The organism is Salidesulfovibrio brasiliensis JCM 12178, from assembly GCF_001311825.1.
Classification (GTDB): Bacteria; Desulfobacterota; Desulfovibrionia; order Desulfovibrionales; family Desulfovibrionaceae; genus Pseudodesulfovibrio; species Pseudodesulfovibrio brasiliensis.
In genome coordinates, this window is the sequence record NZ_BBCB01000085.1 from 1 (window position 1) to 12394 (window position 12394).

Sequence of the window (12394 nt, forward strand, 5' to 3'; positions counted from 1 at the left end):
CTCCCGCTCGCGGATGCGGGCCATGCCCGCGCCCAGTGTCCTGCGCCAGCGCTCAAGCGTTTTCCGCGTCGACAGCCTCGGCGGACCGTTCGGTCCCCGGGCGGCTCAGTGTGACCACGTCGATGCGGTCGAACGCGTTGCGCCGGCAGAAATCAGCCAGCCGGTCCAGGTTCCTTTCGGAGTCGTTCACACCCCGGACCAGCAAAATTTCAAGAAATATCTTTCCGGAGTACTCGCTCCGGAACTGTTCCAGCGCGTCGGCCACAGTGGCCGCCTCCACGCCCGGAACGGGACGGTTTACCCTTTCACACTCTTCTTCAACGAGGGAATCGAGCGACGGCAGGACAACGTCCGCCAAGGCCAGTTCGCTACGAACCTGCGGGTCCGGCATGAGGGTGGCGTTGGTCAAAACGGCAACGGGAACGCCGGGGAAGAGCTTTCTGGCCTCTTCAATGACATAGGGCAGTTCCGTGTTCAGCGTGGGTTCGCCGAGTCCGCCGAGGGTGATCATGTCCGGCGGCTGGTGTCCCTCGTCCTTCCAGGTTTCCAGTTCGTCGAGGATGTCCTCCGCCGGAACATAGGGAGCCCGCTGGATGGTGTGCTGGCGCGTGGCGCCTACCTCGCAGTACACGCAGTCCATGCTGCAGATGCGTCCGCCGAGGAGGTCGAGCCCGAGGGACCGTCCGAGACGTCCGCTCATCACAGGCCCGAAAACAAACTTGAATCCCATGAAGCTCCCTTGTGCCATCCGTTGAACGAAACGGGCGGCGAGTGTTCTCAAGAACTTAACTATAGCATGTGGTGAGATTGTCAAGGCGGAGCTTGACTTGAGGCCGCTTTGACTCTAGGGCATTGGAACCGAAACGACTGGAGGCACCAATGATCGAAGCCGGACAGCTCGTACTGCTCATCAGCCGGAAAGGCAAGCGGTACATGCAGAAATTCGACCCCGAAGGGGAACTACATACCAACGAGGGCCGCATTCTCATGAGCGATGCGGCAAAGGCCGGCTTCGGCAGGCAGATTTACTCGCATCTCGGCAAGCCCTACCTCGTGCTCAGGCCCACCCTGCACGATCTCATCAAGAGCGTGAAACGCCAGACGCAGATCATGTATCCCAAGGAGATCGGCTACCTGATGCTCAAGCTGGGCATCGGCCCGGGCACCACCGTGGTGGAGTCCGGCACCGGCTCCGGCGGTCTGACCACCGCGCTTGCGTGGACCGTGGGCGACACCGGGAAGGTCATCACCTACGAGCGCCGCGAAGAGTTCTACAACCTCGCCCGCAAGAACCTTGAACGCGTGGGCCTGTCCCACCGCGTGGAGCAGGTCAATCAGGACATCTCGGAAGGGTTCAGGCATTCCGGCGCGGACGCGCTCTTCCTCGACGTGCGCACCCCGTGGGAGTACCTCGACAGCATTCCCAACGCCGTGATCCCCGGTGCCATGTGCGGCTTCCTGCTGCCCACCACCAATCAGGTCAGCGAGTTGCTTTTCGGTCTTGAGCGCGGGCCTTTCGAGAGCCCCGAAGTGCTGGAGATTTTCGTGCGCCAGTGGAAGCCCGTTCCCGAGCGCCTGCGCCCGGACGATCGCATGGTGGCCCACACCGGCTTCCTCGTGTTCGCCCGCTACATGGAGCGGCCAGTGGACGACAGCAAAAGCGTCGAGCCTTCGGAGCCGGAGGCCCCGGAAAGCGGCGGCGAGCCCGCCGTGGAGTAGTCCGGCCCGTTTGATACGATCACAACCCCGCCGAGTTTCGGCGGGGTTTTTTTCTGTTTGAAACATTGTTGGTGGACCCAGAATGGGCAATCGGGTAATGTCAGGAATCATTCTTGGATAGGGTTGCAATGCGATATGACGCGATAGTGTTCGATTTTGACGGTACGCTGGCCGAGCTGGTGCTGGATTTCGATCTGATGAAGACGAAGATCGCGGCGCTTGGCGAGTGCTTTCTCCCGTACCGTCCGGTGCCGGACGGCATGCCCGCGCTGGAATGGGTGGAGCATCTGGCCGGGCTGGTTGAGGACGAAGGCGGCAGGGATGCCGCGCTCGAGTTTCACTGCCGCTGCCGTCTGACCATCAACGCCATGGAGATGGACGCGGCCCGGGACGGACGACTGTTCCCGTTCACGCGGGGGCTGTTGGTCACGCTCTCATCGGAAGGCATCGCGGCAGGGGTCATTACCCGAAACATCACACCTGCCGTGCGGACCGTCTTTCCGGACATCGATGAGCACGTGCGCGTGCTGCTGGCCCGCGAGGACGTGGCCGACGTGAAGCCGCATCCCGGTCACCTGCTGGCTGCGCTGGAGCGGCTGTGTGTTCCGCCGGAGCGGGCGCTCATGGTGGGCGATCATCCGCTGGACGTGGAGACGGGGAAGCGGGCCGGGGTCGCCACCCTCGGCGTGGCCAGCGGGCGCGTCTCCGAGGCCGGGTTGACTGCGGCTGGAGCCGATGCGGTTTTGTCGCAGGCCTCCATGCTGCCGGGATATCTCGGACTCAAATAATGGCTTCGGCCTTCTGTTCAGGATAAAGTGGGGGATATGAAACGGATTGCCAGAGACGAACTGTGGCCGGGCATGTATGTCATCGGCTTTCGCAAGCGCGACGGCGAGGATGCCGTCACGGTGGACAGGCCGTTGCTTTCCCGCGAGGAGATTGCGGAGACCGTGCCGGAGGGTGTCACCGTTTTTGTGGATGAGGAGTTTGAGCTTTCCGAGTGGATCACCACGCACATCGGCCTTGAGGTGGAGCGGGAGCGACGGGAGCTGGAGGAGGCGAAGCTCGCGCTGGAAACCCAGCACGCGGAGCTTGAACATGAGCGCAATCGCTTTCGTCAGGAGGTTGCGGACTGGCACGAGCATGCCATGGAGCGAGCTGCCAGCGGTGCCAAGGCGCGCGAGGAGGGCAACGCCAAGCGGGTGGAGGAGATGGCCCGCATGCGAAAGGAAATGGCCGCTGCCCGCAAATCCCGTCAGGAGGCAAGGAGCCACAAACAGGCCGGTGTGGTGGAGGAGCCTCCGCAGACGCCCATTGAAGAGGAATTTCCCAGAGCGGACAAGCTCTATTCCGACGCGGTGTCCTACGCACGCGGCTTCATTGACGACGTGCGCGAGGGCAAGCCGTTCGACTACCGCGATTCGATGCCCACAGTGGACGGGTTCATCGACTCGGTGTTCCGGAACGAGTCCGCGGCTGCGGCCATCTGCAAGCTCAAGATGTACGACGAGTACACCTACACCCACAGCATCAACGTTTCGGTGCTGGCGGTCATTCTCGGCAAGCGCCTCGGCCTTGACCGCGACCAGCTCAGGCTGCTCGGCATGGCCGGGGTGTTCCATGACGTGGGCAAGGCCCTCATCCCCGACGAAATCCTGAACAAGCCCGGCAAGCTCTCGGATACGGAAATGGAGATCATGCGAACCCATCCGGCCGAGGGCTACAAGATTCTCAAGGGCCAGAAAGCCGTGCCCGATGTGGTGCTGCGTGCCGCGCTGGAGCATCACGAACGATACGACGGCCGGGGCTACCCGCGCGGCATCAAGGGCGAGAAAATCCATCTCATGTCGCGCATCATCTCCGTGGTGGACGTCTACGACGCCCTGACCAGCAAGCGCGTCTACAAGGACCCGCTCCCCCCGAGCAAGGTGCTGGGCATGATGTATCAGTGGCGGCTGTCCGATTTTCAGCCGAACATCGTGGAACACTTTATCAAGAGCCTCGGCGTGTATCCCGTAGGCAGCTTCGTGCGCCTGAGCAGCGGCGAGCACGGCGTGGTCACGGTGCTGAACTCCAGTATGCCGCTCAAGCCGGTGGTCAAGGTGGTCTACAACAACAGAATGCAGCCGGTCACACGCTACTCCGTCAACCTCGCGAACCTGCCGTCCGAGGAGGGTGCCCTCGCCATCGAGGACATCGTCAACCCGGACGAGCATGGCGTGGAAGTGGCTTCTCTGCTGCAATGACCGATTCCTGCGCGTTTGGCACTTGCCTGCCCGCGCGGTTGGTGTAGACTGCCCCTCATGCACACCGCCCGGCTGTTCCCCCGCATTCAGGCCATGGCTCTCACGGCCGTCTGGGCCTACAAGCTCCGTTCCTTCTTCGTCATTCTCGGCGTGGCGTTCGGCATCGCCTCGCTCACGCTCATCGTCACGAGCGTTGACGGGGCCAACCGCATGGCCATGCAGATCGTGGACATGTTCGGACCTGACGCGGCCTTTGTGCTGGGCGGGAACATCAAGAAACGGGCCGTGGGCATGCGCACCCTGACCCTCAGCCAGAACGACGCCCGGCGTATCCGGCAATCGCTGCCCGGGGCCTACCTCGTGGTGCCCATGCGGGCCAAGTTCGGCCTGACCATCAAGCACAGGGCCCAAAACGACCAGAACGTACCGGTCATCGGTGCCACCAAGAACTACGGCGAGGTCTGGAACTGGCCGCTGGTGGAAGGCAGGGATATCAGCGAGGAGGACAACCGGCAGGGCGCGCGCGTTGCGCTCATCGGCAACACCCCGGCCGAGGCCCTTTTCGAAGGCGAATCGCCGGTGGGCAAGTCCATCTTCATCAACAACATCCCTTTCCAGATCATCGGCAGGCTTGCCTACCGCGGCTTCACGGGCGGTCGCGGCGACATCGACAACCGCATCATCATCCCGCTCAACACCCTGACCTCGCGCTTCAACCTCGACCGCCAGTACTTTCGCGCACTGCGGGTCAAGTTCCACGAGCCGGAATACATGGACGTGCACACCGAGAACCTGCGCAGCTTCCTGCGCCATCTGCACGACCTCGGTCCGGGCGAGGACGACGACTTCACCATCCTCACCGCCGACGAGGTGCTCAAGTTTCTGGCCATGTTCAAGGGCGGGCTGAGCGTCTTTCTCGGCGTCACCGCAGCCATCGCCATGCTCGTGGGCGGGTTCGTGCTGGCCAACCTCTTTTCCATCAGCGTCAGCGAACGTGCGCCGGAGATCGGCCTGAAGCGGGCCATGGGCGCGCACAAGTCGGCAATCATGCTGCAGTTCCTGATGGAAGCCTGCCTTTTGACCATCGTGGGCGGCGCGCTCGGCCTCGGGCTGGGCATGGGGCTCGGCCAGTTGCTGTCGCGGCTGGGGATTCTGGAAATTCAGTTTTCGTGGAAGGCCTTTTCCATGGCCATGGCCAGCGCCATGGCGGTGGGAATCGTCTTCGGTTTGAAGCCCGCGCGTCAGGCCGCAGGCATGGACCCCATCACGGCCCTCAAGGGCGGCGAGTAATCAGCCCCGCACGTACTGCTTGACGGTTCCCGACTCCAGCGCGATCCGGGCCGCCTCGGCCAGCGCTTCCATCTCCACGCTCCCCGGCACCACGTGAACCGGGGCAATGTGCTCCACGAGCTCGCGAACGGTCTCCACCAGCAGTTCGCTGCGGGCCGCGCCGCCGGTGATGACGATGGCGTCCGGCATGGCCGGGGCCAATGCCGGCAGCAGGGAAGTCAGGGACTTGGCGATGTTGTAGGCGAACGCCTCGAACACCGCGCTGGCTGTCTCGTCTTCGGCCTCCACCATGCGGGCCACCTCGCGCAGGTCGTTGGTGCCGAGGTGTGCGTACAGCCCGCCCTCGCGCAGAATCATTCGCTTGAGGTCATCCACGCTGGTGCCGGATTTGACCAGCTCGAGCACTGGAATGTTCGGCAGTGCGCCGCTTCGTTCCGGCGAGAAGGGGCCTTCGCCGTCAAGGGCGTTTATGACATCGGCCACTCGTCCGCGCCGATGTGCGCCAACAGAAATGCCGCCGCCCACATGGATGACCAGAAAATGTCCGTCCAGCGGGTTGATGCCGAGTTTCTCCGAGACCCTGCGGACCGCGCCTTTCTGGTTGAGGGCGTGGAACACGCTGCGCCGTTCGATGCCGGGCAGCCCGGTCAGCCGGGTGCGGTCATCCATCTCGTCCGTGACCACGGGATCGGCGATGACGGCCGGGACGCCGTGTTCGTCCGCCAGCCGCCGGGCCAGCGGAGCCCCGAGGTTGCAGGGGTGCTCGCCGTAGCGGGCCGAGAGCATGTCTTCGATCATTTCGTCGGTCACTTCGTAGACTCCCCCTTCCATGGGCCGCAGCAATCCGCCGCGACCGGAGACCGCGTCCCAGCGTGTGGTCCCTTCTTCCTGCAGCACGGTGCGGATCGCTTTCAGCCGGTAGTCGAGCTGGCCTGCCACGTTACCGCAGGCCGTGAGTTCGTCCTTGGAGTGATGCAGCTCGCGTTCAAAGCGGGGCGTGCCGTCCTCGAACAGGGCGATCATGGTGGTGGTGGAGCCGGGGTTCACGGCAAGTACGGCGGTCATGGCGTCTCCGTTCTTGAAAGGTATGCGGCCAAGGCCATGGAGTTGAACTTGGAATCGGGCGTGTCGGCGCGGGATGGCACCACCACCGGCACGCGGCTGCCCACCACCACGCTGGCCAGCGGGGTGCGGCAGAGGGTGGCAAGGGCCTTGTAGAGCACGTTGCCCGACTCGATGTCCGGTGTCAGCAGCACGTTGGCGCACCCGGCAACGGGACCGTCCACACCCTTGCAGCGGGCCGAATCCGGGGAGAGGGCCAGATCGAGGGAGAGCGGCCCGGCCACCAGCGCGTCGCCGAATTCGCCCTGTTCGGCCATGCGGGCGATCACGTCGGCCTCCATGGTGGCGGGCATGGCCGGGTAGTTGACCTTTTCCGTGGCAGCCAGCAGAGCGCAGCGCGGCTGGCTCAGGCCCAGCCTTCGGGCCACGTCCAACGCGTTCTTGAGGATGTCCACCTTGCGCTGCAGGGTGGGCTTGATGTTCACGCCCGCGTCCGTGAGCAGGGTCAGGCCGCCAACGGGCGAGTCGAAGACCGTGACGTGGCTCAGGATGCCCGCCTTGGGCGGCACGCCGGTCTCCTTGTTCAAGACCGCCTTGAGCAGCGTGGCAGTGCTGACCAGCCCCTTCATGATGAGCTCGGCCCGGCCTTCGCGGAAGAGGCGCACCGCCTCGAACACCGCTTCGTCGTCCGAGCGGATCGGAATGATTTCAAGGTCGGAGATGTCCAGTCCGAGGGTCTTGGCCACGCTTCGGGTCGCTTCGGCGTCGCCCACCAGTATGGGCTCGGCAATGCCTGCCTCGTGGGCCTGCACCGCGGCCTCCAGCACGAATCCTTCGGCGCTTCGGGCCACGGCCACCTTGGGCGGGCTGCCGCTTTCCCGAACCGCGCGGACGATGTCCGCCAGCGAGGTCATTTCCCGCATGCTAGTCGTCCCCGCGCTTGAGGGCTATGCGACCGGAGCGGCACAGAGAGCGGATGCCGAAGGGCGCGACCATCTGTATGAAGCCGTCCACGCGTTCCTGGTCGCCGGAAAGCTCCACGGTGATGGTCTCCTGTCCCATGCCCACGACATGGGCGCGGAAGACCTCGAAAATCTGCATGAGCTGGGTGGTGGTCTCGCGGTCCATGGTCAGCTTGGCAAGCACCAGCTCGCGGTCCACGAACTCCTTGCGGCCGAGGTCGTCCACCTGAATCACCACGTCGAGGGATTCCATGTCGCTGGTGATGGCCGTCACGGCGTCGTCGTCCGCTTCCACCGAGATGACCATGCGGGATACTTCGGGATTTTCCGTTTCCCCGCAGGAGATGGAGCGGATGTTGACCTGCGAGCTGCCGAAGCGCCCGGCCATCTCGGCCAGCACGCCGGGCCGGTTCTTAACAAGGGCGGATATGGTGTGAATCATTGTGTTCTCCCGTATTTGCCGTCTTATACCGTTATGCCAAGCTTGAGGCAACGATGGGGGTTCAGTCCTTTATAAATGCGGCTTGCCGGTTGCAATCGCTGGGGAAACCGGTATTCTCCCATGACATATTTCCCATTCCAAGGCCAACATCAAGGGGGACCGGGTTCATGAGGGTAATCGCTAGATATTTCAGTGTGCTGCTTGCAGCGGCACTTCTTGTTTCCGGCTGTGGCGGCGATGATGCAGAAAAAGAGCAGAAGGCCGCGGCACCACGTCCGGTCAAAGTCATCAAGGCCGAAACGCGAAACGTCCCCATTTACATGGAGTGGGCGGGGCAGGTTGTTGCCAAGAATTCCGTGGACGTGCAGGCCCGCGTGGAGGGCTACCTTAAGGAGCGTCTTTTCAAGGAAGGAAGCCGGGTTGAGGAAGGCCAGCTTCTCTTTGTCATCGACCCGCAGCCCTTTGAGGAAGACCTCAGGGAGGCGCAGGCCGATCTGGAAAGCGCCAAGGCCGAGCTTGCCAAGGCCAACGCCGACCTCAAGCGCTACTCCGAGCTCATGAAGCAGGAAGTCATCAGCCGCTCCCAGTTCGATTCCGTGAAGACCGATCAGGCCACGCTTGTTGCCAAGGTCAAACGTGCGCAGGCCAGCGTGCAGAATTCCAAGATCAATCTCGGCTACACCCGCATCAGCGCACCCATCTCAGGGGTCATCGGCGCGTCGAATTACGACGTGGGCGCGCTGGTTGGTCCGCCGAACAACAGCCTGCTGGCAAAGGTCTCCGCCAAGGATGAGATGTACGTGAAGTTCGCTCTGAGCGAAAAGGAATACCTGACTTTCGTGCGTGCGGCCAAAGCCAAGACCGAGGAGGAGCGCGCCAAGGATACCGGTGCCGAACTCATTCTGTCCGACGGCAGCGTGTATGGCGAGACCGGGAAGATGGACATGGCCGAGCCGGAGCTTGATCCCAAGACCGGAACGCTCGGCGTTCGGCTGGTCTTTCCCAACCCCGACAACCTGCTCATTCCCGGCCAGTTTGCCAAGGTGCGCGCCAAGGTCCGCACAAAAGACGACGCGCTGGTCATCCCCCGCACCGTGGTCATGGACGTTCAGGGCAGCAAGAGCGTTTACGTTGTCGAGGAAGGCATAGCCAAGACCAAGAGCGTGAAGCTCGGGTCGGACGCCGGTTCGCTCGTGGTCGTGGAGTCCGGCCTGAAGGCCGGAGACATGGTCATGATCGAGAACCTGCAGACCATGCGGCCCGGCACCAAGATCGAGCCGAAAGTGGTGCCGTACCCGGATCAAAAGTCCGGGGATGCCGGTGCCGAGCCCGCGCAGGACTCCGGCAAGGAGGGCTAGCCCGTGTTCGTCAATTTCTTCATCGACCGGCCAATCTTCGCCAGCGTGATCTCCATCGTGATCACGCTGGCGGGTTTTCTGTGCCTCTGGAACCTGCCCATAGCCCAGTATCCCGAGATCACGCCGCCCTCGGTTGTGGTCTCCGCGTCCTACACCGGGGCCAACGCGCAGGTTGTTGAGGAGACCGTTGCCGCGCCCATCGAGGAGCAGGTCAACGGCGCGGAGGACATGCTCTACATGAACTCCATCTCCACCAACAGCGGCTCCTACTCGCTGACCGTCACCTTCGACGTGGAGCGCGACCTCGACATGGCCACCGTGGACGTGCAGAACCGCGTGGCGCTGGCCCAGCCGCAGCTCCCTGCCGACGTCGTCTCCAACGGCATCTCGGTCAAGAAGCAGTCGTCGAACATCCTGATGGTGCTGAACCTCGTCAGCCCGGACAAGACCCGCGACTCCCTCTTTCTGGACAACTACGCCAAGCTGAACGTCTCGGACATCATCGCCCGCGTGCCCGGCGTGGGCAACGTCACGGTCTTCGGCGACCGGGACTACTCCATGCGCGTCTGGCTGGACCCTGACAAGATGTCCCGGCTCGGCCTGACTACCGCCGATGTCTCCGGCGCGATTCAGGAGCAGAACATTCAGGCCCCGGCAGCAGATCGGTCAGCCGCCGTCCCCCAAGGGCCAGCAGTTCCAGCTTTCCGTTCAGGTCAAGGGCCGTCTGGCCGACCCTGCGGAGTTCGAGAACATCATTCTTCGCACCAACGACGACGGCTCGTATCTGCGGCTCAAGGATGTGGCCCGCGTCGAGGTCGGTGCCAAGAGCTACAGTAACTTCACCCGCCTGAGCGGCGGTTCCACCTCGTCCATTCTGGTCTATCAGCTGCCCGGCGCCAACGCGCTGGATGTTTCCAAGCAGATCCGCGAGCGCATGGAAGAGCTTTCCGGCTACTTCCCGAGCGGCGTGAATTACCGCATCCCCTTTGACACCACCAAGTTCGTGGACGCGTCCGTGGACGAGGTCATGATCACCCTGTACGAGGCCATGGCCCTCGTCTTTCTGGTGATTTTCATCTTCCTGCAAAGCTGGCGGGCGACCATTATTCCCATGGTCACCGTGCCCGTTTCGCTCATCGGCACGTTCATCCTCTTTCAGGTGTTCGGCTTCTCCATCAACACCCTGACCCTGTTCGGCCTCGTGCTGGCCATCGGGCTGGTGGTCGACGACGCCATCGTGGTCGTGGAGGCGGTGCAGCGATTCATCGACGAGGAGGGCATGGACCCGAAATCGGCGGCCAAGAAAGCCATGAGCGAGGTCACGGCACCCATCATGGCGACCTCGATGGTGCTTGTCGCCGTGTTCGTGCCCGTCGCCTTCATGGGCGGCATCACCGGTCGCCTCTACCAGCAGTTCGCGCTGACCCTTTCGGTGTCCGTGGCCTTCTCCACCATCAACGCCCTGACGCTCTCCCCGGCGCTGGCGGCCGTCCTGCTGCGCCCGGCACACACGCCGCGTGGCCCGCTGGGCGCCTTCTTCACCATGTTTAACAAGGTGTTCGACAGGATCACCAAGGGCTACATGGGCGGCGTCCGCTTCGTGGTCCGCAAGCTGGCCATGGTCATGCTCTTCATGGGCGTGGTGCTCGGAGCCTGTTATTTCCTGCTCGACACGTTGCCCACCGGCTTCGTTCCCGAAGAGGACCAAGGCTACTTCGTCATTACCGCGCAGTTGCCCGAAGGTGCCTCCCTGCAACGCAACGACGCGTTCATGAAGCAGGTTGAAGCGTATCTGGATGAAGCCGACGGGATCGAAAACTACGTCACCCTCGGCGGCATGAACATCCTGACCGGCGGCTACAGCTCCTACACTTCGGCGGTGTTCGTCATCCTTGAGGACTGGGACAAGCGCACCACGCCGGAGCTCTCGCTGCCAAGCATTCTGGGCAAGGCCCAGCAGTACTTCAGCGGACTGGGCGACGGGCTGGCCATCTGCTTCAACCCGCCCGCCATCAACGGCCTCGGCGTCACCGGCGGCTTCCAGTACGAGTTTCAGGACCGCGCCGGACGCGGGGTAAGCGAACTGGCCAAGGAAGCCAAGTCCTTCATGGCCGAGGCGCAGAAGAATCCCGAGCTGGGCCGGTTGTTCACCTCGTTTACCGACACCGTGCCGCAGCTCAAGCTCGACCTCGACCGCGACAAGACCAAAAACCTCGACGTCCCGGTCAACTCGGTCTTCCAGACCCTGCAGACCTTCCTCGGCGGCTACTACGTCAACGACTACAACAAGTACGGCCGCACCTACCGCGTGATGATGCAGGCCGAGCCGCAGTTCAGGCAGAAGGCCGCTGACGTGGACCGCTTCTATGTACGCGGCGGCGACGGCGACATGGTGCCGCTCGGCACGCTCGTCTCCGTGGAGGATATCAACGGACCGGAGTACATCCAGCGCTACAACCTCTACCGCACCGTGGAAATCAACGGCGGGCCCGCCGCGGGCTACAGCTCCGGTCAGGCCCTTGAGGCCATGGCCGAGGAATCGAAGAACCTGCCGCAGGGCTATGGCTTCGAATGGACCGGCATGGCCTATCAGGAGATGCTCTCGGGCAGCCAGTCCGTGTTCATCTTCGCGCTGGCCTTCATCATGTGCACCCTCTTCCTCGCGGCCCAGTACGAGTCGTGGACCATCCCGTTCGCGGTGGTCTTCGCCATCCCGCTCGGCATCATGGGCGCCATGGCCTTCCAGATGATCCGAGGACTGGAAAACAACGTCTACGCCCAGATCGGGCTGGTCATGCTCATCGGCTGGTGGCAAAAAACGCCATCCTCATCGTGGAGTTCGCCAAACTCAGGAACGAGCAGGGCGTGCCGCCCCGTGAGGCCGCCGAAGAAGCCGCGCATCTGCGCTTCCGGCCCATCCTGATGACCGCGTTCTCCTTCATCCTCGGCGTGGTGCCGCTCGTCATCGCCTCGGGCGCGGGCGCAGCCAGCCGCCATTCGCTCGGCACCTCGGTATTCGGCGGCATGCTCGTAGCAACCATCCTCGGCTGCTACGTGACCCCGTCACTCTACGTCATCTTCCGCAAACTCAGCCGGGAGAAGCAGGCCCCGCCACCTGAGGAGCAGACACAGTAATCATGGAAAAGGGCCACCCGAAAGGGCGGCCCTTTTTACTATGGCATGGGTATGCCTCCGGCGGGCAGGGCGCTGCCCTGCACCCGGCAAAGGGGATAATCCCCTTTGCAATCCTTGGGTTGCCAAGCAGGAGAGGCCGACGCGAGAACTGCACTCCGTGACAGCTCTCGCGTCGGCCTC

At 63.2% G+C, this 12394-nt stretch carries 10 protein-coding genes and 1 pseudogene; 7 read left to right on the top strand and 4 right to left on the bottom strand.

Translation table 11 applies throughout. The features are described from left to right. Window positions 1–52: 52 nt before the first annotated feature. Window positions 53–730 carry a radical SAM protein gene (locus JCM12178_RS14735; RefSeq protein ID WP_054652447.1) on the bottom strand — a complete coding sequence of 226 codons (678 nt, stop codon included), beginning with the start codon at window positions 728–730 and terminating at the stop codon, window positions 53–55. 149 nt (window positions 731–879) lie between these two features. Here JCM12178_RS14735 and JCM12178_RS14740 point away from each other — a divergent pair, with 149 nt between their 5' ends. From JCM12178_RS14740 to JCM12178_RS14755, 4 genes are all read left to right on the top strand, one after another. Continuing rightward, on the top strand, window positions 880–1719 hold the full coding sequence (locus JCM12178_RS14740; protein WP_054652449.1) for a tRNA (adenine-N1)-methyltransferase: 840 nt from the start codon (window positions 880–882) through the stop codon (window positions 1717–1719). 128 nt (window positions 1720–1847) lie between these two features. Then, window positions 1848–2507, top strand: a complete 660-nt coding sequence (locus JCM12178_RS14745; protein WP_054652451.1) for an HAD family hydrolase — start codon at window positions 1848–1850, stop codon at window positions 2505–2507. A gap of 36 nt (window positions 2508–2543) precedes the next feature. Further along, window positions 2544–3965, top strand: coding sequence for an HD-GYP domain-containing protein (locus JCM12178_RS14750; protein WP_054652453.1), 1422 nt, complete (start codon window positions 2544–2546; stop codon window positions 3963–3965). A gap of 57 nt (window positions 3966–4022) precedes the next feature. Further along, a complete protein-coding gene (locus JCM12178_RS14755) occupies window positions 4023–5255 on the top strand; it encodes an ABC transporter permease (RefSeq protein ID WP_054652455.1) in 1233 nt (410 codons plus the stop codon). Here JCM12178_RS14755 and buk read toward each other — a convergent pair whose 3' ends face one another. Genes buk through ilvN form a run of 3 tightly spaced genes read right to left on the bottom strand, consistent with a single transcriptional unit; the run spans window position 5256 to window position 7721 of the window. Next, window positions 5256–6320, bottom strand: a complete 1065-nt coding sequence (gene buk / locus JCM12178_RS14760) for a butyrate kinase (RefSeq protein WP_054652457.1) — start codon at window positions 6318–6320, stop codon at window positions 5256–5258. Then, window positions 6317–7240, bottom strand: a complete 924-nt coding sequence (locus JCM12178_RS14765) for a phosphate acyltransferase (RefSeq protein ID WP_083465969.1) — start codon at window positions 7238–7240, stop codon at window positions 6317–6319. Before JCM12178_RS14765 ends, buk begins: the two co-directional genes overlap by 4 nt. 1 nt (window position 7241) lies before the next feature. Next, window positions 7242–7721, bottom strand: a complete 480-nt coding sequence (gene ilvN, locus JCM12178_RS14770; protein WP_054652459.1) for an acetolactate synthase small subunit — start codon at window positions 7719–7721, stop codon at window positions 7242–7244. A gap of 167 nt (window positions 7722–7888) precedes the next feature. On the opposite strand from ilvN, the gene JCM12178_RS14775 reads away from it, so the two are divergent. From JCM12178_RS14775 to JCM12178_RS14780, 3 genes and pseudogenes are all read left to right on the top strand, one after another. After that, window positions 7889–9079, top strand: a complete 1191-nt coding sequence (locus tag JCM12178_RS14775) for an efflux RND transporter periplasmic adaptor subunit (protein ID WP_172677155.1) — start codon at window positions 7889–7891, stop codon at window positions 9077–9079. 3 nt (window positions 9080–9082) lie between these two features. After that, the gene (locus tag JCM12178_RS21070) at window positions 9083–9916 is read left to right on the top strand and encodes an efflux RND transporter permease subunit (RefSeq protein WP_369404535.1); all 834 of its coding nucleotides are present in this window, start codon (window positions 9083–9085) and stop codon (window positions 9914–9916) included. After that, window positions 9804–12214 (top strand): annotated as a pseudogene (locus JCM12178_RS14780) (efflux RND transporter permease subunit). The gene JCM12178_RS21070 and the pseudogene JCM12178_RS14780 overlap by 113 nt, the downstream one beginning before the upstream one ends. Window positions 12215–12394: the final 180 nt, after the last annotated feature.